General features: G+C 40.3%; 23 protein-coding genes. 7 read left to right on the plus strand and 16 right to left on the minus strand.

What is annotated here, in order from left to right; genetic code table 11:
- Positions 1-136: 136 nt before the first annotated feature.
- On the plus strand, positions 137-1393 hold the full coding sequence (tyrS, locus tag B4W83_RS08180; protein WP_000546883.1) for a tyrosine--tRNA ligase: 1257 nt from the start codon (positions 137-139) through the stop codon (positions 1391-1393).
- 77 nt (positions 1394-1470) lie between these two features.
- Here tyrS and B4W83_RS08185 read toward each other — a convergent pair whose 3' ends face one another.
- Entirely contained in the window at positions 1471-3531 is a 2061-nt protein-coding gene (locus tag B4W83_RS08185) for a heavy metal translocating P-type ATPase (protein ID WP_000008772.1), read from the minus strand.
- Position 3532: 1 nt separating this feature from the next.
- Entirely contained in the window at positions 3533-3811 is a 279-nt protein-coding gene (locus B4W83_RS08190) for a DUF6110 family protein (RefSeq protein WP_000910909.1), read from the minus strand.
- A gap of 150 nt (positions 3812-3961) precedes the next feature.
- Here B4W83_RS08190 and B4W83_RS08195 point away from each other — a divergent pair, with 150 nt between their 5' ends.
- Positions 3962-4810 (plus strand): putative RNA methyltransferase, encoded by an 849-nt coding sequence (locus B4W83_RS08195; protein ID WP_001024686.1) that lies wholly within the window; start codon positions 3962-3964, stop codon positions 4808-4810.
- Positions 4811-5162: 352 nt separating this feature from the next.
- Here B4W83_RS08195 and B4W83_RS13825 read toward each other — a convergent pair whose 3' ends face one another.
- The 3 genes from B4W83_RS13825 to malQ form a co-directional block, all read right to left on the minus strand.
- Complete coding sequence (locus B4W83_RS13825; RefSeq protein WP_000265678.1) at positions 5163-5369, minus strand: hypothetical protein; 207 nt, start codon at positions 5367-5369, stop codon at positions 5163-5165.
- A 333-nt stretch (positions 5370-5702) separates the two neighbouring features.
- On the minus strand, positions 5703-7961 hold the full coding sequence (gene glgP, locus B4W83_RS08205) for a glycogen/starch/alpha-glucan family phosphorylase (RefSeq protein WP_000950148.1): 2259 nt from the start codon (positions 7959-7961) through the stop codon (positions 5703-5705).
- A 25-nt stretch (positions 7962-7986) separates the two neighbouring features.
- The gene (malQ, locus tag B4W83_RS08210; RefSeq protein WP_281623700.1) at positions 7987-9552 is read right to left on the minus strand and encodes a 4-alpha-glucanotransferase; all 1566 of its coding nucleotides are present in this window, start codon (positions 9550-9552) and stop codon (positions 7987-7989) included.
- A gap of 610 nt (positions 9553-10162) precedes the next feature.
- Between malQ and B4W83_RS08215 the strand changes: the two genes are divergently transcribed.
- The 5 genes from B4W83_RS08215 to B4W83_RS08235 all read left to right on the plus strand — a co-directional run bounded on the left by B4W83_RS08215 (position 10163) and on the right by B4W83_RS08235 (position 15739).
- Positions 10163-11434 (plus strand): extracellular solute-binding protein, encoded by a 1272-nt coding sequence (locus B4W83_RS08215; RefSeq protein WP_000095469.1) that lies wholly within the window; start codon positions 10163-10165, stop codon positions 11432-11434.
- Positions 11435-11544: 110 nt separating this feature from the next.
- Positions 11545-12837: a sugar ABC transporter permease gene (locus B4W83_RS08220; protein ID WP_000414963.1), complete on the plus strand. Its 1293-nt coding sequence runs from the start codon at positions 11545-11547 to the stop codon at positions 12835-12837.
- Between the two features lies 1 nt (position 12838).
- Entirely contained in the window at positions 12839-13681 is an 843-nt protein-coding gene (locus tag B4W83_RS08225) for a sugar ABC transporter permease (protein ID WP_001065638.1), read from the plus strand.
- Between the two features lie 261 nt (positions 13682-13942).
- Complete coding sequence (locus B4W83_RS08230) at positions 13943-14743, plus strand: DUF1189 domain-containing protein (RefSeq protein WP_000938257.1); 801 nt, start codon at positions 13943-13945, stop codon at positions 14741-14743.
- A 9-nt stretch (positions 14744-14752) separates the two neighbouring features.
- Complete coding sequence (locus tag B4W83_RS08235; protein ID WP_001145442.1) at positions 14753-15739, plus strand: LacI family DNA-binding transcriptional regulator; 987 nt, start codon at positions 14753-14755, stop codon at positions 15737-15739.
- Positions 15740-15768: 29 nt separating this feature from the next.
- On the opposite strand, the gene B4W83_RS08240 is transcribed toward B4W83_RS08235, so the two are convergent.
- The 11 genes from B4W83_RS08240 to hisS form a co-directional block, all read right to left on the minus strand.
- Positions 15769-16710: a YitT family protein gene (locus B4W83_RS08240; RefSeq protein WP_000806292.1), complete on the minus strand. Its 942-nt coding sequence runs from the start codon at positions 16708-16710 to the stop codon at positions 15769-15771.
- The gene (aspS, locus tag B4W83_RS08245) at positions 16688-18451 is read right to left on the minus strand and encodes an aspartate--tRNA ligase (RefSeq protein WP_000830886.1); all 1764 of its coding nucleotides are present in this window, start codon (positions 18449-18451) and stop codon (positions 16688-16690) included. The genes B4W83_RS08240 and aspS overlap by 23 nt, the downstream gene beginning before the upstream one ends.
- Positions 18452-18606: 155 nt before the next feature.
- The gene (locus tag B4W83_RS08250; RefSeq protein ID WP_000832181.1) at positions 18607-18837 is read right to left on the minus strand and encodes a hypothetical protein; all 231 of its coding nucleotides are present in this window, start codon (positions 18835-18837) and stop codon (positions 18607-18609) included.
- Positions 18838-18854: 17 nt separating this feature from the next.
- Complete coding sequence (locus B4W83_RS08255; protein ID WP_000771198.1) at positions 18855-19496, minus strand: CPBP family intramembrane glutamic endopeptidase; 642 nt, start codon at positions 19494-19496, stop codon at positions 18855-18857.
- A gap of 9 nt (positions 19497-19505) precedes the next feature.
- On the minus strand, positions 19506-20204 hold the full coding sequence (locus tag B4W83_RS08260; protein ID WP_000488858.1) for an ABC transporter permease: 699 nt from the start codon (positions 20202-20204) through the stop codon (positions 19506-19508).
- Positions 20197-21021: an ABC transporter ATP-binding protein gene (locus B4W83_RS08265; RefSeq protein WP_000621678.1), complete on the minus strand. Its 825-nt coding sequence runs from the start codon at positions 21019-21021 to the stop codon at positions 20197-20199. The genes B4W83_RS08260 and B4W83_RS08265 overlap by 8 nt, the downstream gene beginning before the upstream one ends.
- 10 nt (positions 21022-21031) lie before the next feature.
- Positions 21032-21775, minus strand: a complete 744-nt coding sequence (locus B4W83_RS08270; protein WP_000412276.1) for a DUF3169 family protein — start codon at positions 21773-21775, stop codon at positions 21032-21034.
- An 11-nt stretch (positions 21776-21786) separates the two neighbouring features.
- Entirely contained in the window at positions 21787-21975 is a 189-nt protein-coding gene (locus tag B4W83_RS08275; protein WP_001046123.1) for a hypothetical protein, read from the minus strand.
- Positions 21975-22181 (minus strand): helix-turn-helix transcriptional regulator, encoded by a 207-nt coding sequence (locus B4W83_RS08280; protein WP_001176227.1) that lies wholly within the window; start codon positions 22179-22181, stop codon positions 21975-21977. Before B4W83_RS08280 ends, B4W83_RS08275 begins: the two co-directional genes overlap by 1 nt.
- 9 nt (positions 22182-22190) lie before the next feature.
- Entirely contained in the window at positions 22191-22655 is a 465-nt protein-coding gene (locus tag B4W83_RS08285; protein ID WP_025170602.1) for a hypothetical protein, read from the minus strand.
- Positions 22655-23935 carry a histidine--tRNA ligase gene (gene hisS / locus B4W83_RS08290; protein WP_000775895.1) on the minus strand — a complete coding sequence of 427 codons (1281 nt, stop codon included), beginning with the start codon at positions 23933-23935 and terminating at the stop codon, positions 22655-22657. The genes B4W83_RS08285 and hisS overlap by 1 nt, the downstream gene beginning before the upstream one ends.
- Positions 23936-24035: the final 100 nt, after the last annotated feature.

A 24035-nucleotide genomic window follows, 5' to 3' on the forward strand; every position in this document is an offset into this window, starting at 1 on the left:
GTGATAAAGTCGGGATTATACCATAAAAGGGAAACTTTCAATAAAATAGCCACTTTCTTCCCTATTCTGCTAGGCTATTGCCCAAGTTTGTGATACAATAGTTAGAAACAATAATTTTAAAAAGGAGAAAAGACACATGCACATTTTTGATGAGCTAAAAGAGCGTGGTTTGATTTTTCAAACGACTGATGAAGAAGCTTTGCGTAAAGCCCTAGAAGAAGGTCAAGTTTCTTATTATACTGGCTACGATCCAACTGCTGACAGCCTTCACCTAGGCCATCTTGTCGCAATCTTGACAAGTCGTCGCTTGCAACTAGCAGGTCACAAACCTTATGCGCTCGTTGGCGGTGCTACAGGTCTCATAGGAGATCCGTCCTTCAAAGATGCTGAGCGTAGTCTCCAAACAAAAGACACTGTAGATGGCTGGGTCAAGTCTATCCAAGGACAACTTTCTCGTTTTCTTGACTTTGAAAATGGTGAAAATAAAGCTGTCATGGTCAACAACTACGACTGGTTTGGCAGCATCAGCTTCATTGACTTCCTCCGTGATATTGGAAAATACTTCACTGTCAACTACATGATGAGTAAGGAGTCTGTGAAAAAACGGATTGAAACAGGGATTTCTTACACTGAGTTCGCTTACCAAATCATGCAAGGGTACGACTTCTTCGTCCTTAACCAAGACCATAATGTCACTCTTCAAATCGGTGGTTCTGACCAGTGGGGAAATATGACAGCTGGTACCGAATTGCTTCGTCGTAAAGCTGACAAGACTGGACACGTTATCACAGTTCCGCTTATCACAGATGCAACTGGTAAGAAGTTTGGTAAATCAGAAGGAAACGCAGTCTGGCTCAATCCTGAAAAGACCTCTCCATACGAAATGTACCAATTCTGGATGAATGTTATGGACGCTGACGCTGTTCGCTTCTTGAAGATCTTTACTTTCTTGTCACTTGATGAGATTGAAGACATTCGTAAACAATTTGAAGCAGCGCCACACGAACGCTTGGCTCAAAAAGTCTTGGCTCGTGAAGTCGTTACACTTGTTCACGGCGAAGAAGCCTACAAAGAAGCCCTCAACATCACTGAGCAGCTCTTTGCAGGAAACATCAAAAACCTTTCTGTTAAAGAACTTAAACAAGGACTTCGTGGTGTGCCAAACTACCAAGTACAGGCAGACGAAAATCACAATATCGTGGAACTGCTCGTCTCATCTGGTGTGGTTAACTCAAAACGCCAAGCCCGTGAAGACGTCCAAAACGGAGCCATTTACTTAAATGGCGACCGTATCCAAGACCTTGAATATGTCTTGAGTGACACTGATAAGTTAGAGAACGAACTGACTGTTATCCGTCGTGGAAAGAAAAAATACTTTGTATTGACTTACTAAACTGTTCAACATTTACCTATAAAAAAAGGAGTTACCCTCGAGAAAGGTAACTCCTTTTTGCTGTTAATAGTCCCCACCTATCCCTTAATAGACAGGCTACGCAGTACAATGCGTAAGGTTGTTAGATTATGTAAGATAGAGAGCTTTGAAGGACTGAGCCAATTAAACAAGCCAAAGCCAATCAAACTACTATTTACGACAACGGTATCTTGAATATTCTTCTTGATGAGTGTTTGCAAAGATGATGATAGCGAATCCAACTCTTGGAAGAAATCCAAGCGATTATCTAACAATAAAATATCGCTCATCTGCTTAGAAATATCTGCACTCTCATTCATCACCACACCGATATCTGATAGGGTTAGAGCAGCTGAGTCATTCAACCCATCCCCAACCATCAAAATAGTGTGACCTGCTTTCTGCAGTTCCTCTACTAACTCAAATTTCCCATCAGGTTTCAAATCTGTATAAACCTGATCAAAGGGCAAATCTTTGACTAATTGCTCTGTCCTAACCAAGGTGTCCCCTGTTGCCAGAATCAATTTTTTCCCTTGTGCCTTAAGTTTCTCCAAGGCTGCTTTTGCTTCTTTTCTCAAAGGAGTATGAATGCAGAACATTCCAATCAATTCATTCTGATAAGCCAAGAATAAGAGATTGTAGTGACTCTTGTACTCTTCAATTAAAGCATTTTGTTCCAAACTGATATGAATCTGCTCATCCTGCATCAAGACATAATTCCCAATAAGAACTGGTTGGCCATCGATATGAGATTTGATCCCCTTGCTTGCGATATATTGGAGTTTCCCATGCATTTCCTCATGTTCAATCCCCTCTATCTCGGCTTGCTTGACGATGGCATTAGCAATAGGATGATAAATGTGTTCCTCAAGACAGGCACTGATTCTGAGAATATCTTCCTCACTATAGTCCCCAAAAGGTAACACCTTTTCAACTATAGGATAACTAGTTGTGATTGTTCCCGTCTTATCAAACAAGAAAGTATCAACTTCCAGATATTTCTCCAGAACATCTCCATCCTTAATCACCATTTCACGGTTCAACCCCTCCTTGATAGCTGTCAAATAAGCTACAGGAGTAGAGATTTTCAAAGCGCAGGAGAAATCGACCAATAGGAAAGAAATAGCCTTAGAAAAAGAACCTGTTAATAGGTAAGTCAGCCCAGCCCCCAAGAAATTATATTTGACGACCTTGTCCGCCATTTTGATGAAATAGCGTTGTTTCGTTTTCTTGTTTTCTTCAGATTTCTTCATCAACTCAATCAGTTGTAAAATCCGGCTGTTCATCTGATTATCGGTTACACGAATGCGCAACTCTCCAGTTTCTAATACTGTATTTGCACAAACCAAATCAGACTCTCTTTTTTCAACTGGAAAACTCTCTCCCGTCAAGGAACTTTCGTTGACCATACCTAAACCTGAAACTACTTGTCCATCAAACAGAATTTCATTTCCTTGAGATAGGACCAAGACATCTCCTATTTGAACATCGGAACTCTTGATACTAACAACCGTATCCCCCTGTACTAAGAATACGTCGCTCTCTTTTGCAAGAAGACTCTGTTCTAAATCTGTTGCAGTTTTTTTCAAGGACCACTGATCTAAATGATTCCCCAAATCAAGCATAAACATGATATTACTAGCTGTCTTGGATTGGTTCATAAACAAGGACAATAAAATCGCCGAACAGTCCAAGACTTCCATCGTTAGTTCCTTACGCGCTAGTGTTTGATAGGCTTCTCTAATATAACCAAAAGCCTGATAACAAGTCCATATATAGCGAATAGGATACGGCACAAAACTACGAAAAAGCACACGCTTAATCGCTGCACCTGAAACAATAGAATAAGCACTCTCTTCTCTACGAATGGGAAGAGTCATCAACTCAGAAACTTTCCCTTTGTCAATTCTTTTTAAAAAGGCTTCTGCATTATCTAATACAGAAAAGCCTTCTTTTATACGTAGAGTAAAGTGCTGTTGATCCATGTAAAACTGGATAGACTCAATCCCCTTTTCATCTCTCGCCAAGGAACGAAGATAGTCTTGAATATCCAAGGTGAGTGAAAAAGAAGATGATAGTCGGATATGTTGGTATCCTCTATGTAGCACTTTAAAAGACATATTATTCTCCTATAAGGCTATCTAATTGCTCTTCTTTTTTCTCTTGCTCGTATAAATATTTGGCATCTTGCAAGACATCGTCTCCATGTTGTTTCACAACAGAAACAGATGCATCTAGCTCGTCTTTCAACTTGTAAGCCTTAGCCAAAGCTTTAGAATAACCTTTTTTAGCTTCCTTACTTGCCAAGATTTTCAAACCAAGGGTACCAAATGCAACACCACCTAAAAAGAGTGATGATTTTTTCGCAACTTTTGCGACAGTCAATACTTCTTTTAACATACTTATTTCCTCCTTATCATTATTATATAGCAATTTAGATATAAAAGCAATTTAATTTTGGCACTTTGAAAAGTAATGATACTACTATTTAATTCTATTACAAATCATCCTAAAGTTGCTTTCATTTACCTCTTTTGATACACTTAAACTATGAATATAAACCTCAAACCTAAACTCCAGCGTTTTGCTTCTGCGGCTGCCTTTGCCTGTCCTATCTGCCAAGAAAATCTGACTCTGGTAGAGAGCAGTCTCAAATGCTGCAACCGTCATTCTTTTGACTTGGCGAAATTTGGCTATGTCAATCTAGCACCTCAAATCAAGCAATCTGCTAACTATGACAAGGAAAATTTTCAAAACCGTCAACAAATCCTAGAAGTCGGCTTTTACCAAGCTATCTTAGATGCTGTATCTGACTTGCTTGCAAGCTCAAAAACAACCACAACAATTTTGGATATCGGTTGTGGTGAAGGATTCTATTCTCGCAAACTACAAGAAAGTCACTCTGAAAAAACTTTCTATGCCTTTGACATCTCCAAAGATTCAGTCCAAATCGCTGCTAAAAGTGAACCCAACTGGGCAGTCAATTGGTTCGTTGGTGACTTGGCTCGTCTTCCTTTAAAAGACACCAGCATGGATATCCTACTAGATATCTTTTCACCTGCCAACTATGGAGAATTTCGTCGCGTTTTATCCAAAGACGGTATCTTGATCAAGGTTATCCCAACTGAAAATCACCTCAAGGAAATCCGTCAGAAGGTACAAGACCAGCTGACAAACAAGGACTATTCCAACCAAAATATCAAAAATCATTTCCAAGAACACTTTACCATCCTATCTAACCAAACTGCCTCTCTGACTAAGACTATCACAGTAGAACAACTCCAAGCCCTACTCAGTATGACTCCTCTCCTCTTTCACGTTGACCAGAGCAAGATTGACTGGAGCCAACTGACAGAGATTACTATTGAGGCTGAGATTCTGGTTGGGAAAGCATTCTAAACTAGACTTCCCAAAGGTATAAAACTTACCGAAAATCTTCAATATTACAAAAACGCATAAGAACAGGTACTCAAACCTTAATCTTATGCGTTTTGTTATGCAAAAATCACTGGAGTTTCCATACATATTAAGTGGAAATAGTTGAAATCAGTTCTTTTAATAACCATTGAATACCATATAGTACATTTACCCCAAATATGATATAGGCCGTATAAATCAAGTATTTCGATTTTTCCCGTCTCAAAGAATAAATCTTGTACAAAATAGATAAATTTAAAATAATAAATAATAGAGACAAAATCTTCCTCCAAAATCAATATTAAAAGTAGCCAGTCAGGCATATACCTCATATTTATTTTCGATTCGAGATAACAAACTTATCAATAAATAGCAAGTGATATAAGGCAAGTACAGACCCCCAGAAACTACCTCGAAGAGAGATTTCTTGATGATTGAGAGGAAACAAATCATGGTTACCTATATAGAGGCAGGTCAAAATAACAAATAAAATCCAAAATAAATCCGTCCATTTATATTTTGAAAAATATTTTTTCCACATAAAAACACCTTCTTTCCTACAATTATATTATAATACTTTATGTAAGCGAATACAAGGGGTATAAGGCTGAAGACAGTAAAAACCAGCATTTAAAGCCTTCACTGTATCTATAATTTCTCTATTTTTAGACAGGATTGACTAAAATCCACAACATTTAAAAAAGCGAATTTCAATTGAAACTCGCTTTTTTACAAAATGTATTAGTATAAATCTTGTATCTTATACTCAATGAAAATCAAAGAGCAAACTAGGAAGCTAGCCGCAGGTTGCTCAAAGCACAGCTTTGAGGTTGCAGATAAAGCTGACATGGTTTGAAGAGATTTTCGAAGAGTATTAGTTCAAGTGCCAGATATCTTCGTTATACTGAGCGATTGTACGGTCAGATGAGAAGAATCCTGCTTTAGAAATGTTAACGATAACTTTATCCAACCATGCGTCACGGTCTTCGTAGTCAGCAAGCATTTGCTCTTTGACTTTGATATAGTCTTCCAAGTCAAGAAGAGTCATGAACCAGTCTTTGTTGATCAATTCATTGTAAAGACGTTCCAAGCGCTCTTTGTTTCCAGCTGCAAGAACTGCATCGCTAACGATGAAGTCAACCAATGGTTTGATAGCTTTACGAGCGTAGAATTCGCTTGATTTGTAAGCTGCTTTTGCGTAAAGGTCGATAACAGTTTCTGAATCTTCACCAAAGATGTAGATGTTTTCGTCGCCAACCAACTCAGCGATTTCCACGTTAGCTCCGTCCATAGTACCAAGAGTCAAAGCTCCGTTCAACATGAATTTCATGTTACCAGTACCTGAAGCTTCTTTAGAAGCAAGTGAGATTTGTTCTGAGATATCACATGCTGGGATAAGGAAGCTTGCTGCAGTAACGTTGTAGTTTTCAACCATAACTACTTGCAAGTGTGGAGCTACTGCTGGATCGTTAGCAATCACTTCTGACATGCAAAGGATCAAGTGGATAATGTCTTGAGCGATTGTGTAGGCTGGAGCTGCTTTACCACCAAAGAAGATTGTAATTGGGCGAGCAGGGATGTTACCAGCTTTGATGTCAAGATATTTGTGGATTACGTACAAAGCGTTCATTTGTTGTCGTTTGTACTCGTGAAGACGTTTGATTTGGATATCAAAGATAGAGTTTGGATTGATTTCCACACCTTGGTGTTCTTTCAAGTGACGAGCCAATTTACGTTTGTTGTGAGCCTTGATGCTTTCCAATTTTTCTTTGACAGCTGCTTTGTCTTCATAAGACAAGAGTTTTTCAAGCTCATCTGCTTCATGGTGCCAACCATCTCCAAGAATCTCATCCAAGTAGTGAGACAATCTTGGGTTAGCATGCATAAGCCAACGACGGAAAGTGATACCGTTTGTTTTGTTGTTGAACTTTTCTGGGTAAAGGTCGTAGAAAGCTTTCAACTCAGAATTTTTCAAGATTTCAGTGTGAAGTGCTGCTACTCCGTTAACACTGTATCCGTAGTGGATATCCATGTGAGCCATGTGAACACGTCCGCTCTCATCGATGATTTGAACAGCTGGATCTTTGTATTCTGCTTTCACACGACGGTCCAATTCTTCGATGATTGGTACCAAGTGAGGAACCACTTCTTGCAAGAATTCAAGAGGCCATTTTTCAAGCGCTTCTGCAAGGATTGTGTGGTTAGTATAAGCAGTCATACTACGAACGATTGAGATTGCTTCGTCAAGCTCGATACCACGTGCAGTCAAAAGACGGATCAATTCAGGAATCACCATTGATGGGTGAGTATCGTTGATTTGCACAACTGCGTAGTCAGCAAGGTCATGCAAGTTGCTTCCTTTTTCGATTGCTTCGTCGATGATCAATTGCGCACCGTTTGAAACCATGAAGTATTGTTGGAAGATACGGAGCAATTCACCTTGACGGTCACTATCATCTGGGTAAAGGAAGAGAGTCAAGTTACGAGCGATATCTGTCTTGTCAAAGCTGATACCGTCTTTAATAATAGAAGAATCAACTGAATCCAAGTCAAACAAACGCAAGCGGTTCTTCGTTTCTGTCTTGTAACCAGGAACATCAATATCATAAAGAGTTGATGTCAAAGTAAAGTCTGCAAATGGCACTTGGTAGCTACGGCTTGAGCGAACCAACCAGTTTTGCTCTGTCAACCATGCATTTGGAATTGTTTCTTGTTGGTTGTTTTTAAGAACTTGTTGGAAAAGACCAAAGTGGTAATTAAGACCAACACCGTCACCATTCAAACCAAGAGTCGCAATTGAGTCGATAAAGCAGGCAGCCAAACGTCCCAAACCACCATTACCAAGAGATGGTTCCAATTCAACTTCTTCAACTTCGATCAAGTCTTTACCTGCAGCTGCAAGTTCTTTTTTGACATCGTCGTAAAGACCAAGGTTAATCAAGTTGTTTGACAAGAGTTTACCAATCAAGAACTCAGCTGAGATGTAGTAAACTTTTTTCTTACCAGTGTTAACTGGTTTTTGGCTACTTGCAAGCTTGCTGTAGTTAAGAAGGGCAAGGTAAAGCTCTTCATTGCTACATTCTGCAATGGTTTTATTGTAACGATTTTGTACAAATTCTTGTAGTGATAACATGTTTAAGATGTCTCCTGATATTGTATTATTTCTTTAATTCTACCAAATTTTCATTGATTCGGCGATAGATTGTTGTTAAGTCAAGCAAACCTTCCTCAACAGCTGGTGTCAATTGCTCTTCAGTCATACGCCAAGACCAGTTTCCACCAAGGGTAGATGGGAAGTTCATACGAGCCGCCTCATCCAATTCTAGCAAATCTTGCATAGTTGCAATTGCCATGAAGCTAACTGATGAAAAGACTGTACGAAGCATAGCATGTGGCACTGTTTCGTATTCTTTACGGTTCGTGTAACGAGCCATGTACTCACGAGTCGCATCATCAATCTCGTTACGGTACCAACCAAGAACCGTATTGTTATCGTGAGTTCCTGTGTACATAACTGAGTTAGCAGGTGCCAAGTGTGGGCTATCGATACTTTCGTCTTCTGGGTTGAAGGCAAATTGAAGAATCTTCATTCCTGGGAAGCCAGTACGTTCACGCAACTCAATAACTTCATCTGTCATGAAGCCAAGGTCTTCTGCGATGATGTTTAGCTCACCAAGTTCTTCCTTAACGGCTGCAAAAAGCTTGTAGCCCGGACCTTTCACCCACTCACCAGGTGCTGCTGTATCGGAACCAGCAGGGATTTCCCAGTAAGATTCGAAACCACGGAAGTGGTCAATACGAACGATATCGTAGATTTTGAAGCTTTCACGCAAGCGTTCAATCCACCATTTGTAACCATCTTTGTCCATTGCTTCCCAGTCATAGATTGGGTTACCCCAAAGCTGACCAGTTGCAGAGAACTCATCTGGTGGACATCCTGCGATGCAAGTTGCCTTACCGTTGACATCTGTTTTGAAGAGATGCGGATTTGCCCACATATCGCTTGAATCTTCCGCTACGTAGATTGGCATGTCCCCAACGATTTCGATGTGGTTGTCGTTAGCGTAAGCTTTCAATTTCAACCATTGTTGGAAGAAGAAGTATTGAGTCACACGGTGGTAAACCAACTTGTCTGCCAATTGCTCACGGTAGCTTTCAAGTGCTGAAGCTTTACGAGCACGAACATCTGCATCTGGCCATTCAGTCCAAGCAAGATTGTCAAAATGCTCTTTGATAGCCATATACTCAGCAAAGAGCTCAAGCCATGATTGGTTGTCTTGAGCAAATTTCTCAAAATCTTTAACATCTCCTACTTCCAAGAAACGTTTTACCGCTTTTTCTAAAAGAGGACGACGTGCATAGTAGATTTTCGCATAATCAACTTCAGACGCATCGCTACCAAAGTCAACTCCTTCAAGGTCACTTGCTTCCAACAAACCTTGCTCCACCAAGATATCTAAATCGATAAAATGAGTGTTTCCTGCGAAGGCTGAGAAAGATTGGTAAGGAGAATCCCCGTAACTAGTTGTTCCTAATGGAAGGATTTGCCAGTAACGTTGTTTTGTGCAAACCAAGAAATCAACGAAGTCGTAAGCACTTTGACCAAATGATCCGATTCCGTAAGCTCCTGGAAGAGAAGAGATGTGCATCAACACACCACTTTGACGTTTTTTCATAATAGCACCTCGTGTGTTAAAATAATGGAACGTTGCGTATTTTTGCAGACGCAAACGTTTGCGCTACTTATAAGTATACTCCTTTTCAAGCATAATTGCAAGCGTTTTTAAAAAACTTTTTTGATTATTTTTAAGGAGACTAACCCATTTTAGCAAAGATAACTTATACTCAATGAAAATCAAAGAGCAAACTAGGAAACTAGCCGCAGGCTGTACTTGAGTACGGCAAGGCGACGTTGACGCGGTTTGAATTTGATTTTCGAAGAGTATTAAAACTATCTAATCCTAAAGTTTGACTCTCACGGGACAGTCTACAAAGTGCAAATCCTCCCCTAGAAAACTTGAATTTAGATGCAAGGGGGCACAAAGATCCATAGAAAATAGATAGGAATTAGAAACAGGGAGGTAGCCCCTCCTGATTTCCCTCTTTAGATAGATTACATCTATTTTTTATTAAAAATACTGTATTCTTATCTATTTCACACTTTTCTTCTATTAAAAAGCAAAATCATGCTATCAAATCAAGCTTAAAAATTTTTTAAAATTTTTGTCAAAAACACTTGCAACCGTTTTCTATTTGTGCTATACTAAGTTCATAAAGGAAAACGTTTGCGTTTCCTTATCAATAAAACTTGTTATTCTTTAGGAGGAATACACTATGTCATCTAAATTCATGAAGAGCGCTGCGGTGCTTGGAACTGCTACACTTGCTAGCTTGCTCTTGGTAGCTTGCGGAAGCAAAACTGCTGATAAGCCTGCTGAGTCTGGTTCATCTGAAGCGAAAGAAATCACTCTTTACGTTGAGGACCAATACAAAGCTTATGCTGAAACAGTTGCTAAAGCTTATAAAGAGCAATCAGGCACAACAGTTAACATCAAATCTGGTGACCAACTTGGTGGGCTTGACAAACTTTCTCTTGACAACCAATCTGGTCAAGCTGCTGACGTTATGATGGCTCCATACGACCGTGTGGGTAGCCTTGGTTCTGACGGACAACTTTCAGAAGTGAAATTGAGCGATGGTGCTAAAACAGAAGATACAACTAAATCTCTTGTAACCGCTGCTGACGGTAAAGTTTACGGCGCTCCTGCCGTTATCGAGTCACTTGTTATGTACTACAACAAAGACTTGGTAAAAGACGCTCCCAAAACATTTGCTGACTTGGAAAACCTTGCTAAAGATAGCAAATATGCCTTCGCTGGAGAAGATGGAAAAACTTCTGCCTTCCTAGCTGACTGGACAAACTTCTACTATGCATACGGACTTCTTGCTGGTAACGGCGCTTACGTATTCGGACAAAACGGTAAAGACCCTAAAGACATCGGTCTTGCAAACGACGGTTCTATCGCAGGTATCAACTACGCTAAATCTTGGTACGAAAAATGGCCTAAAGGTATGCAAGATGGTACAGCTGCTGGAAACCTAATCCAAACTCAATTCCAAGAAGGTAAAACAGCTGCTATCATTGATGGGCCTTGGAAAGCTCAAGCCCTCAAAGATGCTAAAGTAAACTACGGTGTTGCGACTATCCCAACTCTTCCAAATGGAAAAGAATATGCTGCATTCGGTGGTGGTAAAGCTTGGATCATTCCTTCAAGTACTAAGAACCTTGAAGGCGCACAGAAATTTGTAGACTTCCTTGTTTCAACTGAACAACAAAAAGCTTTCTACGATGCAACTAACGAAATCCCAGCTAATACTGAAGCTCGTTCATACGCTGAAGGTAAAAACGATGAGTTGACAACAGCTGTTATCAAACAATTCAAGAACGCTCAACCAATTCCAAACATCTCTCAAATGTCTGCAGTTTGGGAACCAGCTGCTAACATGCTCTTTGATACTGTAAGTGGTCAAAAAGATGCTAAAACAGCTGCTAACGACGCTGTAACATTGATCAAAGAAACAATCAAACAAAAATTTGGTGAATAAAAAATTTGTTCAAGGGGGGTGGAATTCAAATCCCCCTTTGAATTTATCAATAGAGACACAAATAATTTAGCTTTCTTATAAAAAAGTAGTATCCTATGAAAGGAGTTATTATGGAAAAGCAACAACCTAGTAAAGCAGCCCTGCTGTCTATCATTCCTGGGTTAGGACAGATTTACAATAAACAAAAAGCCAAAGGTTTTATCTTCCTTGGTGTAACCATCGTATTTGTCCTTTATTTCCTAGCACTTGCAGCACCTGAATTGAGCAATCTCATCACTCTTGGTGACAAGCCCGGTCGTGATAATTCCCTCTTTATGCTGATTCGTGGTGCCTTCCATTTAATCTTTGTAGTCGTTTATGTACTCTTTTATTTCTCAAATATCAAAGATGCATATACGATTGCAAAACGCATTAACAATGGAATTCCAGTTCCACGTACCCTCAAAGACATGATCAAAGGGATTTATGAAAATGGTTTCCCTTATCTCTTGATTATTCCATCTTATATTGCCATGACCTTCGCGATTATCTTCCCAGTTATCGTAACCTTGATGATCGCCTTTACCAACTATGACTTCCAACACTTACCACCAAACAAATTGTTGGACTGGGTTGGTTTGACAAACTTTAGTAATATCTGGAGTTTGAGTACCTTCCGTTCTGCCTTTGGTTCTGTTCTTTCTTGGACCATCATCTGGGCTTTGGCAGCCTCAACTTTACAGATTGTGATTGGTATCTTCACAGCTATCATTGCTAACCAACCATTTATCAAAGGAAAACGTATCTTTGGTGTTATTTTCCTTCTTCCTTGGGCTGTCCCAGCCTTCATCACTATCTTGACATTCTCAAACATGTTTAACGATAGTGTCGGAGCTATCAACACCCAAGTATTGCCAATCTTGGCTAAATTCCTTCCTTTCCTTGATGGCGCTCTTATTCCCTGGAAAACAGACCCAACTTGGACTAAGATTGCCTTGATTATGATGCAAGGTTGGCTTGGATTCCCATACATCTACGTTCTGACCTTGGGTATCTTGCAATCTATTCCTAACGACCTTTACGAAGCAGCTTATATTGACGGTGCCAATGCTTGGCAAAAATTCCGCAACATCACTTTCCCAATGATCTTGGCTGTTGCGGCACCTACTTTGATTAGCCAATACACCTTCAACTTTAACAACTTCTCTATCATGTACCTCTTCAACGCTGGAGGACCTGGTAGTGTCGGTGGTGGAGCTGGTTCAACCGATATCTTGATTTCATGGATTTACCGTTTGACAACAGGTACATCTCCTCAATACTCAATGGCGGCAGCTGTCACCTTGATTATCTCTATCATTGTCATCTCAATCTCTATGATCGCATTCAAGAAACTACACGCATTTGATATGGAGGACGTCTAAGATGAATAACTCAATTAAACTCAAACGTAGACTGACTCAAAGCCTTACATACCTTTACCTGATTGGTCTATCAATTGTCATTATCTATCCACTTTTGATTACCATTATGTCAGCCTTCAAGACTGGTAACGTAGTAGCCTTTAAACTAGACAGCAACGTCGACTTTAGTTTTGCTAACTTCCAAGGCCTCTTCACTGAAACCTTGTACGGTACTTGGTACCTCAACACCTTGATCATTGCCTTGATTACCATGGCTGTTCAAACAAGTATCATCGTACTTGCTGGTTATGCCTACAGCCGTTACAACTTCTTGGCTCGTAAACAAAGTTTGGTCTTCTTCTTGATCATCCAAATGGTGCCAACTATGGCCGCTTTGACAGCCTTCTTCGTTATGGCGCTTATGTTGAACGCCCTTAACCACAGCTGGTTCCTCATCTTCCTCTACGTTGGTGGTGGTATCCCGATGAATACTTGGCTCATGAAAGGCTACTTCGATACAGTGCCAATGTCTTTAGACGAATCTGCAAAACTAGACGGTGCAGGACACTTCCGCCGCTTCTGGCAAATTGTTCTTCCACTTGTTCGCCCAATGGTTGCCGTACAAGCTCTCTGGGCCTTCATGGGACCTTTCGGGGACTACATCCTCTCTAGTTTCTTGCTTCGTGAGAAAGAATACTTTACTGTTGCCGTAGGTCTCCAAACCTTCGTTAACAATGCGAAAAACATGAAGATTGCCTACTTCTCAGCAGGTGCTATCCTCATCGCCCTTCCAATCTGTATTCTCTTCTTCTTCCTACAAAAGAACTTTGTTTCAGGACTTACAAGTGGTGGCGACAAGGGATAATTTATCCCCGCCACCCTTTTTCATTTTATACTCTTCGAAAACCTCTTCAAACCACGTCAGCTTCCATCTGCAACCTCAAAACAGTGTTTTGAGCAACCTGTGGTTAGCTTCCTAGTTTGCTCTGTGATTTTCATTAAGTATTAACGATTGTTACTGTAAGTAATGTCCTTACAACAAGCAATTTTTCTCCTAGACTTGAAATAAAGCGAATTTCTCTATATAATAATACTCATATAGAAAACACCTTTTAGAAAGATACCTATGCTTCCATATCCATTTTCCTATTTTTCAAGTATTTGGGGATTTCGTAAGCCCCTGTCCAAACGTTTCGGGCTCAACTGGTTTCAACTACTCTTTACCAGTATCTTCCTTATCAGCTTGTCGATGGTACCCATTGCCATTCAAAACAGCTCCCAGGAGACTTATCCGCTAGAAACCTTTATCGATAATGTCTATGAACCATTGACAGATAAGGTTGTCCAGGATCTCTCTGAACATGCTACAATTGTCGATGGCACATTAATTTATACAGGAACAGCTAGTCAAGCGCCTTCTGTTGTGATTGGTCCAAGCCCAGGTAAGGAGTTCCCGAAGGACTTGCAACTGCATTTCGATACAAAAGAACTGGTCATCAGCAAGGAAAGCAAGGAACTGACCCGCATCTCTTACCGAGCCATTCAGACTGAGAGTTTCAAAAGCAAAGACAGCTTGACCCAAGCAATTTCTAAAGACTGGTACCAACAAAATCGTGTCTATATCAGTCTCTTCCTAGTTCTCGGTGCCAGCTTCCTCTTTGGTTTGAATTTCTTTATCGTCTCTCTAGGAGCTAGTCTTCTCCTTTATATCACTAAGAAATCACGCCTCTTTTCATTTAGAACCTTTAAAGAGTGCTATCACTTTATCTTGAACTGTTTAGGATTGCCGACTCTGATTACACTTATTTTGGGATTATTTGGCCAAAATATGACAACCCTGATTACTGTACAAAATATTCTTTTTGTTCTGTATCTGGTCACTATCTTTTATAAAACACATTTCCGTGATCCAAATTACCATAAATAGGAGATTTTTATGCCCGTTACGATTAAAGACGTGGCCAAGGCTGCTGGTGTTTCGCCTTCAACCGTAACCCGTGTTATTCAAAATAAATCAACCATTAGCGACGAAACAAAAAAACGCGTTCGCAAGGCTATGAAGGAGCTCAACTACCACCCCAACCTCAACGCTCGTAGCTTGGTAAGCAGCTACACTCAGGTGATTGGTTTGGTTCTTCCTGATGACTCAGACGCCTTCTACCAGAATCCTTTCTTTCCATCGGTTCTACGTGGCATCTCTCAAGTCGCATCTGAAAACCACTATGCCATTCAGATAGCAACAGGGAAAGATGAGAAGGAGCGCCTCAACGCTATTTCACAAATGGTCTACGGCAAGCGTGTAGATGGGCTAATCTTTCTCTATGCCCAAGAAGAAGACCCTCTCGTAAAACTCGTAGCAGAAGAACAGTTCCCCTTCCTTATCTTAGGTAAATCTCTATCTCCTTTCATCCCACTTGTAGACAACGACAATGTTCAAGCTGGTTTTGATGCAACCGAATATTTCATCAAAAAAGGCTGCAATCGTATTGCTTTTATCGGAGGAAGCAAAAAGCTCTTCGTGACCAAAGACCGTTTAACAGGCTATGAACAGGCGCTTAAGCATTACAAACTTACCACTGACAACAATCGCATCTACTTTGCCGACGAGTTTCTGGAAGAAAAGGGCTATAAATTTAGCAAGCGATTATTCAAGCACGATCCACAAATTGATGCTATCATCACAACCGATAGCCTCCTAGCTGAAGGTGTTTGTAACTATATTGCCAAACACCAGCTGGATGTCCCTGTTCTCAGCTTTGACTCGGTTAATCCCAAGCTCAACTTGGCAGCCTATGTCGATATCAATAGCCTAGAACTTGGTCAAACATCATTTGAAACGATTCTTCAGATTATCAACGATGCTAAAAGCAATAAACAAATTTGTTACCGCCAGTTGATTGCCCATAAAATTATAGAAAAATAAAAACCAGCTCACGCTGGTTTTTTTGGTCACTAATTATCTATCTCAACAAACCTTCCTAGAATATGAACATTTTCCGAGACAGAGACAAAGGCGCTTGGATCCACTTGTGTCATAATCTGTTTAAATTCATTAAACTCTGCACGTGTAATGACAGTGATTAGAACTGCCTTTCTCTCGTGATTATAGGTTCCTTCTGCATCGTGGATCATGGTTGCTCCGCGGTGCAATTTTTTATGGATTTTTTCAATTACCTTGTCTGGATGATTGGTCACAATCATAGCCTGCATACGTTTTTGCTTGGTAAAGACGGCGTCTGTCACACGGCTAGAGACAAAGATGGTAATCATAGAGTAAAGAGCGTATTTCCAACCAAAGGTCAAACCAGCTATCAGCATGATAGTCCCATTTACCAAGAAAGAAATACTACCAACGTTCTTACCCGTTTTCTTACGAATGGTCAGACTGACGATATCCGTTCCACCACTGGAGATATTGTTTCGAAGAGCAAAACCAATCCCCAAGCCCATGACAACACCCCCAAAAAGGGCATTGATAATGGGATCCTCCGTCAAGGTTGGCACAGGGACAAACTGGATAAAGAAGGAACTCATAGATACCGTGATAAAGGTAAAGACGGTGAACTTATGGCCAATCTGATACCAAGCTAAGACCATCAAAGGGAAGTTAATGGCGTAGAAGGTTAGCGAAATCGGAATATGAAAACCAAACCAGTGATTACTCAAAGCAGAGATAATCTGTGCCAGACCTGTCGCACCACTCGAATACACATGCCCTGGTTGGAAAAAGAAATTGACCGCCACTGCTGATAAAAAACCATAGACCAGAGAGGCCGAAATCTTCTCATCATACTTTTCTCGAGAGATACTTTGTAAGACACGTAAAATTTTTATCTGATAAGCAAAGCGGCGCAGATAATAGCGCCACCGCTTAATTCGTTTTGCTTGTTTCATCTTCTTCTACTTGTAAGCTGAGTTCCTCTAGTTGTTTGAGAGCGACTGTTGATGGAGCTTGTGTCATTGGGTCAGTTGCTTTATTGTTCTTAGGGAAGGCAATAACTTCACGGATATTTTCTTCTCCAGCTAAGAGCATGACAAAGCGGTCAAGCCCGATAGCCAAACCACCGTGTGGTGGGAAACCATAGTCCATGGCTTCAAGAAGGAAGCCAAACTGGTCATTTGCTTCTTCGGCTGAGAAACCAAGAGCCTTGAACATACGTTCTTGAAGGTCTTTTTGGTTGATACGAAGGCTACCACCACCAAGCTCATAACCGTTCAAGACGATATCGTAAGCAATGGCACGAACCTTAGCCAAATCACCTTCTAATTCGTGAGCTGTTTCTTCCTGTGGAAGTGTGAATGGATGGTGGGCGCTCATGTAGCGGCCTTCTTCTTCAGACCATTCAAACATTGGCCAGTCAACCACCCAAAGGAAGTTGAATTTATCGCTATCAATCAAACCAAGCTCTTTGGCAATACGTCCACGAAGGGCACCAAGCGTTGCATTAGCCACTTCAAGCGTATCTGCCACAAAGAGAACCAAGTCCTTATCTTCAAGCGCAAGTGCTGCTGTCAATTCTGCTTGGATGTTAGTCAAGAACTTAGCAACTGGTCCATTTAATTCTCCATCAACAACCTTAACCCAAGCAAGACCTTTGGCACCATACTGTTTGGCTACTTCTGTCATCTTGTCGATGTCTTTACGTGAATAGTTGTCCGCAGCTCCTTTGACCACAATGGCTTTTACAGCAGGTGCTTCTGAAAAGACTTTAAAGTCTACACCTTTGACTACTTCTGTCAAGTCCTGAAGCAACATGTCAAAACGAGTATCAGGCTTGTCAGAACCGTAACGAGCCATAGCGTCATCATACTTCATACGTGGGAAAGGCAGAGTGACTTCGATGCCTTTAGTCTCTTTCATCACGCGCGCAATCAAACCTTCTGTAATATCTTGGATTTCTTGCTCCGTAAGGAAAGATGTTTCCAAGTCGACCTGGGTAAACTCAGGTTGACGATCTCCACGCAAGTCCTCATCACGGAAACATTTGACGATTTGGTAGTAACGGTCAAAACCAGCATTCATCAACAATTGCTTAGTGATTTGTGGACTTTGAGGAAGAGCGTAAAAATGCCCTTTATTAACACGAGACGGCACTAAATAGTCACGCGCCCCTTCTGGCGTTGACTTAGAAAGGAATGGTGTCTCCACGTCGATAAACTCCAACTCATCCAAGTAGTTGCGGATAGAATGGGTCACCTTAGCACGAAGTTTAAGATTTTCCAACATTTCTGGACGACGAAGGTCAAGGTAACGGTAACGCAAACGCGTATCGTCATTGGCCTCAATCCCATCCTTAATCTCAAATGGTGTTGTTTTTGCTGTATTGAGCACTATCAGAGCTGTTACATTTAACTCAACCGCACCAGTTGGCAACTTATCATTGGCTTGCTCACGCGCAGCGACCTGTCCAGTCACCTCGATAACAAATTCGCTACGAAGGCTTTCAGCTGTTGCCATAACCTCGGCAGATACTTTTTCAGGATTGATAACCAACTGCATGATTCCTTCACGGTCACGAAGGTCAATAAAGATCAAACCACCAAGGTCACGACGACGGCCAACCCATCCTTTCAAGGTTATTTCTTGTCCGATGTGTTCCTCACGAACACGACCAGCATACATACTACGTTTCATGTTTTCTCTCCTCTTTTATTCTGTTACTATTTTACCATAAAAGCGCAGGCTCTTCATGAAAATCAGCAGAAAAGTTTGCCAGTCTTTAAAAATCAGGTAAAGTCCCTAAAAATTAACGCCCATACAAAAAATCCGATGAACTTCACCGGACTCTTTTATTTTGAATTGTTGCCTGCTTTACGCTTTTCAGCAATTTCAGCTGCCTTTCGAGGCAAGACAATTTCCGTTATGTAAGCTGTCCCAAAACGCAAGACACCTGCAATAGGGGCAAAGACAACTGCTAGATAGTTATAGAAGAAATCGCCTTTGAAGGCATAAGCTAGCGCCCCAATGATGAAAAATAGAACGACTGCTTGAATCACTGCTAATAAAATTACTCGTTTCATGTGACCTCCTGACTCTATTATAGCATGAGAATCATCAAAAAGCCGACTAAATTATTCAAAGCGTGAAGAGAAATACTGTAGACCAGACCTTTTCTGCTAATATAAGCCAAGCCCAAACTAAAACCAAGGCTAAAATAGACAAAAAATTGTTGCACATCACCTGGGAAATGAATCAAGGCAAACAAAACACTCGATACCAGAAGAAAAATCAGAGTTTGTTTACTATTGTCCTGCTTAGGAAAGAGGTAGCGTGCTAACATCCCTCTAAAGATAAGTTCTTCCGTCAAAGGAGCAAAAATAACGACCGCAAAGAATGAGAAAAGTGGTTGAGACAAGGTCAAGTCTATCGCTATTTGCTGATTTACTGAAGGATCATTTGGCAAGAAAAACTGGACAACAAGAGATAAGAACCAAACCAAGGCAGGAAGCCAAATAAATCGGTTGAAGCCACTCTTCTCAATACGAACAGGACCTTTCTGATACCATTTGTAAATACCGTACACATAAACTCCAGCCAAGGCCACATAGAGCAAGGTCACAGCATAGGGTGAAGCGCCTAAGGCAAGCGACGTAGTCGCGAGTACCTGAATGAAGCCATAGATGAATAAAAAGGATAGAATGGCTAGAAAAAACCAGCCCAGGTTTTTAAGTAATTTCATATAGATCTCCTATCTTGCTTTATAGCTATTTTTCAATACAAAGAGGTTCGCTATTCCTAATACAAGTACCCAGGCAAGTAACATACCGATGTTAGAAAAAGATATTTCTCCACCTTTTTTATTTAAAAGATTTACAATAGGACCAACGAACGAGTAATCCAACACTTTTTGAACCGTATCATTTTGAGAAGCAATCATAGGTAAAAAAGAGACAATTAACATAGGGAAGATACTATAAACTTGCGCTTTAGATTGAGTATCTGACACCGCACCGATTAGAAGGTTGAGAAAAATAATACTAATAGTTGCTAGGAGCAAATAGATAACGTAGGCAAATAAATAACCTGATAGATCTACTTTAAGATAGATGGGAAGCACAATCATAGCAAGTAACATTATCAGAATAGGGAGAACGAGCATACTGAAAGTATATTCTGTTGCTGTCACACCACTTAGGAGGAGTGATTTAAGATTTCGTTTTTCCTTATCTTCTGCCATCATAATCGATACCATATAACCACTTCCCATGCTCAAGACCATCGTCAAGCTAGCAGATAGTAAAAATAGGCTCAATTGTCCATTCTTATTTAAAAATTCATTATATAAAACAGCAATACCAAAAGGCATCAATAAAGTCGCTAACAAAGTTGAATTGCTAATAAGAACTTGCACTCTTAACCATAGTAGGGCATTTAATTTTCTAAACATCTAACTTTTCTCCTGTCAATCTGATAAAGATTTCTTCTAGAGTTGGCTCACAAGAGTGAACCACCATCAAATCTGTCGTGTCTAAATGTGGCAATTCTTCAAATGGAACTATCTGTTCTCGTCCATCTTTATAAGCTACACGTACTTTCTTATCCACATGGTACTTCTGGATAATATCTTGCGGACTTCCATACTCTATTAAATTACCCTTATTTAAAAGAGATAAGCGATCACAAAGCAGAGTTGCTTCATTCATATCATGCGTGGTCAGAAAGATAGTTGTCCCCGCATGCTTTAATTCTTGAAGTAGGGTATGAATCATCTTAGATGTTGTAGGGTCTAAGCCACTGGTTGGCTCATCAAGGAAGAGAATCTTAGGTGCATTAAGAAGGGCACGAGCCAAGAACATTCGTTGTTTCATTCCTGTAGATAGTTTTTCTGCGATAATATCTTTAGCATCTGCCAATCCAACCTGTTGAAGCACCTGAACTACTCTATCTGCCTTGAGGCCATATAACTTAGCATAGATGAGAAGATTTTTATAAAGACTCATCTTTTCATAAAAACTACTGCCATCACTCACAATACCAATTTGTTCCAAATCATTTGAGGTTAAATCTTGAGAATTCTTGCCTAGCAAAACTGTTTTACCTTGATCTGCAGCCAACTGTCCTGTTAAGACATTGATCATGGTTGTTTTACCTGAGCCAGAAGGTCCCAGAAAACCAAAGATTTCACCCTCCTTAATCTCAAAAGAAATCTGATGAAGAGCTTTTTTGCTCCCAAAACTTTTACTTACATTTTCAACACGAATCATAGAAACTCCTTTATTTGAAATAGCGTTTTACCATAGGTAACTGCATCACATTGATATAAATATGGATAGCTCCTACAAGCAAGAAGGCTAGTAACTGAATCTCTCCTGTCAAGAAAGAAATGATAAAAAGAAAAACATATAAGACTGGTAAGACATACTGATTTAATTGGAATAAAATCCGAAAACTCTGTTCCAAATTAGCCTGACGCTCCCCTTCATCATAAGAATTTACATACTCTAAGACATCCTTTGGTGTTGAGAAAAATGCCAAATCAAACTGACGAACAATCGCAATGGTCTTAAAAAGATATTTTTGAACACTGAGAATCAGCACTAATCCCAAAAAAGAAAGAGATAAGGTTAGATTGCTTCTATTTGGTACAATCACTTCACTACCTGAGATGAAAAGAGCCAATAAAATCGCTACACTTGCAATATTAAAAGCAGTGGTTCCAAACTCGAGATTCCGATACATTTGCACATAATAGGTTTCATTCAGATCATCATCCATTTCCTCTTGATACAAGGAATGAAACTTTCTGCTTTTCTTTAGGAAATTGAATGTCAAAAGAATGCTAATGAAACCTAATACTAAACAAATAGCTGATATCCATGGTATCAAGATTTTTACATCTAACATAATTCCGTGAGATTCAGCAAGTGCCTTAAACATCCCTACAAAAATGCCAAAGAAAGCTCCCAAGACAATAGACATCAAAAATAATAACAATCCACGTTTCTTTTTCTTTTCCATATTCATTCTCCTTATTTACTTGCTAGATTTTTGGATTTCTTTTCAATCCAGTCAACGACTGGGATAAGAGCAAAGTAGGCCCAGATAAATTGGTCGCTGTAATAGAGATCAAACCATCCTAGATTTGTTCCAATTAGTAGACATAGGCTGACTAATAGAGCTATGGCAACTACATAATAAATCACTTTATACTTGTTCATCACTCGTCCTCCTCCAAGCGAAATACCGATTCGACTGTTTCGTTGAAAATTTGAGATATTTTCAGGGCAATGATAATGGACGGGGTGTACTCATCCCGTTCTAGTAGGCTAATGGTCTGTCTGGAAACCCCTGCCAGCTTGGCTAGGTCGGTTTGATTGAGACCATCGCGAGCTCGAAGCTCTTTTAGACGATTTTTTAGTTGCATGTCACACACCTACTTTCCGTCAAATTCAACAGTTTGGATATCCTCAATGCGTTGTAGTTTGAATTTTTCTTTTCCTTTTTTATTAACACGACGTAGCTTGACCCATTCCTCATCAACATCCACAACTTCCCAGTTATCTGTTCCAAAAACTTGTCCAACGATTGTCGGTGTTTTCCCAATCAATTCTTTTAATAATCTTGACATTTCTTTATTTCCTTTCTGTTTTTGCTCAATTCTTTTGATTTTATTCTCTAATTTCTTGACCCTTTGGGTATGATAGAGATAAAACATAATCACAAGAGGTACAAATCCTAATGCCCACATAATCGTTCCCTGCTCCTTTTCTCTTAACTTGATTATATTGTAACACATCTTTTTCTTTTTGACAAGCATATTTGTCAAAAAGTTTATGATTTTTGTCATTTTGCAAAAGAAAAAGGTCAGGAGTAGGTTTCTGACCAGTTTTTCTGTTATTAAAATCCTAGTTTTTCAAAGATTTCTGAGAAGTTTTGGCTGATTGTCTCAAGTGACACTTGGACTTCTTCTCGGGTTTGGTTATTCTTGACCGTCACTTGTCCGCTTTCGACTTCACTCTCTCCTAGGGTGATGAGGGTTTTAGCCACAAAGACATCGGCTGACTTGAATTGAGCTTTGAGCTTACGGTTGAGGTAATCACGCTCTGCTTTGAAACCTTGTTGGCGAAGAGCCTGTACCAATTCCAAGGCCTTGACATTTGCTCCTTCACCCAAAACTGCGATATAGACATCTAGGGCGTTTTCGATAGGGAGAGTCACACCTTGCTTTTCAAGGATGAGAAGCAGGCGCTCTACACCAAGTCCAAATCCAAATCCAGCAGTTTCCGGGCCTCCAAAGTAAGAAACCAAACCATCGTAACGACCACCCGCACAGACTGTCAGGTCATTGCCCTCAATCTCTGTGATGAACTCGAAAATGGTGTGGTTGTAGTAGTCCAGACCACGCACCATATTGGTATCAATGATGTAGTCTACTCCAAGATTTTCCAACATCTGACGTACAGCATCAAAATGAGCTTGACTTTCTTCATCAAGGAAATCCAAGATAGAAGGCGCATTCTCTACTGCTACCTTGTCTTCTTTTTCCTTAGAGTCCAAGACACGAAGAGGATTTTCCTCCAAACGACGCTGGCTATCCTTAGACAAGATCTCCTTGAGCGGTGTCAAATAGTCAATCAAGGCTTGACGGTAGGCTGCACGGCTCTCAGGATTTCCAAGAGTGTTAAGATGTAATTTGACACCTTGGATACCGATTTCTTTCAAGAAATGGGCCGCCATCGCGATGGTTTCCACATCGGTAGCTGGATTGCTAGAACCAAAACACTCAACACCAATCTGGTGGAATTGGCGCAAACGCCCTGCCTGTGGACGCTCGTAACGGAACATAGGTCCCATGTAGTAGAACTTACTTGGCTTTTGCACTTCTGGGGCGAAAAGTCTATTTTCCACATAGGAACGGACAACGGGCGCAGTTCCTTCTGGACGGAGAGTAATATGGCGGTCACCCTTGTCATAGAAGTCGTACATTTCCTTGGTTACGATATCCGTTGTATCTCCGACAGAGCGACTGATGACTTCGTAGTGCTCAAAAATAGGCGTGCGCACTTCTGCATAATTATAGCGCTTGAAAATCTCACGGGCAAAGCCCTCAACGTACTGCCATTTGGCAGATTCAGCAGGTAAAATATCCTGCGTTCCTTTTGGTTTTTGTAATTTCATAGGGAATCCTCTTTAAACTTAATAGTCTTATTTTACCATAAATAAAGGGATTAAAACAGTGAGAAAAAAATTAGGATTTCCCCCAAATCATTCATACCTC

Origin of the sequence: Streptococcus pseudopneumoniae ATCC BAA-960 = CCUG 49455, assembly GCF_002087075.1 — a bacterium.
GTDB classification, from domain to species: domain Bacteria; phylum Bacillota; class Bacilli; order Lactobacillales; family Streptococcaceae; genus Streptococcus; species Streptococcus pseudopneumoniae.

Coding starts and splice junctions, on each gene's coding strand:
- tyrS (WP_000546883.1), top strand. CDS start 137: ATGCACATTTTTGATGAGCTAAAAGAGCGTGGTTTGATTTTTCAAACG.
- B4W83_RS08185 (WP_000008772.1), bottom strand. CDS start 3,531: ATGTCTTTTAAAGTGCTACATAGAGGATACCAACATATCCGACTATCA.
- B4W83_RS08190 (WP_000910909.1), bottom strand. CDS start 3,811: ATGTTAAAAGAAGTATTGACTGTCGCAAAAGTTGCGAAAAAATCATCA.
- B4W83_RS08195 (WP_001024686.1), top strand. CDS start 3,962: ATGAATATAAACCTCAAACCTAAACTCCAGCGTTTTGCTTCTGCGGCT.
- B4W83_RS13825 (WP_000265678.1), bottom strand. CDS start 5,369: ATGTGGAAAAAATATTTTTCAAAATATAAATGGACGGATTTATTTTGG.
- glgP (WP_000950148.1), bottom strand. CDS start 7,961: ATGTTATCACTACAAGAATTTGTACAAAATCGTTACAATAAAACCATT.
- B4W83_RS08215 (WP_000095469.1), top strand. CDS start 10,163: ATGTCATCTAAATTCATGAAGAGCGCTGCGGTGCTTGGAACTGCTACA.
- B4W83_RS08220 (WP_000414963.1), top strand. CDS start 11,545: ATGGAAAAGCAACAACCTAGTAAAGCAGCCCTGCTGTCTATCATTCCT.
- B4W83_RS08225 (WP_001065638.1), top strand. CDS start 12,839: ATGAATAACTCAATTAAACTCAAACGTAGACTGACTCAAAGCCTTACA.
- B4W83_RS08230 (WP_000938257.1), top strand. CDS start 13,943: ATGCTTCCATATCCATTTTCCTATTTTTCAAGTATTTGGGGATTTCGT.
- B4W83_RS08235 (WP_001145442.1), top strand. CDS start 14,753: ATGCCCGTTACGATTAAAGACGTGGCCAAGGCTGCTGGTGTTTCGCCT.
- B4W83_RS08240 (WP_000806292.1), bottom strand. CDS start 16,710: ATGAAACAAGCAAAACGAATTAAGCGGTGGCGCTATTATCTGCGCCGC.
- aspS (WP_000830886.1), bottom strand. CDS start 18,451: ATGAAACGTAGTATGTATGCTGGTCGTGTTCGTGAGGAACACATCGGA.
- B4W83_RS08250 (WP_000832181.1), bottom strand. CDS start 18,837: ATGAAACGAGTAATTTTATTAGCAGTGATTCAAGCAGTCGTTCTATTT.
- B4W83_RS08255 (WP_000771198.1), bottom strand. CDS start 19,496: ATGAAATTACTTAAAAACCTGGGCTGGTTTTTTCTAGCCATTCTATCC.
- B4W83_RS08260 (WP_000488858.1), bottom strand. CDS start 20,204: ATGTTTAGAAAATTAAATGCCCTACTATGGTTAAGAGTGCAAGTTCTT.
- B4W83_RS08265 (WP_000621678.1), bottom strand. CDS start 21,021: ATGATTCGTGTTGAAAATGTAAGTAAAAGTTTTGGGAGCAAAAAAGCT.
- B4W83_RS08270 (WP_000412276.1), bottom strand. CDS start 21,775: ATGGAAAAGAAAAAGAAACGTGGATTGTTATTATTTTTGATGTCTATT.
- B4W83_RS08275 (WP_001046123.1), bottom strand. CDS start 21,975: ATGAACAAGTATAAAGTGATTTATTATGTAGTTGCCATAGCTCTATTA.
- B4W83_RS08280 (WP_001176227.1), bottom strand. CDS start 22,181: ATGCAACTAAAAAATCGTCTAAAAGAGCTTCGAGCTCGCGATGGTCTC.
- hisS (WP_000775895.1), bottom strand. CDS start 23,935: ATGAAATTACAAAAACCAAAAGGAACGCAGGATATTTTACCTGCTGAA.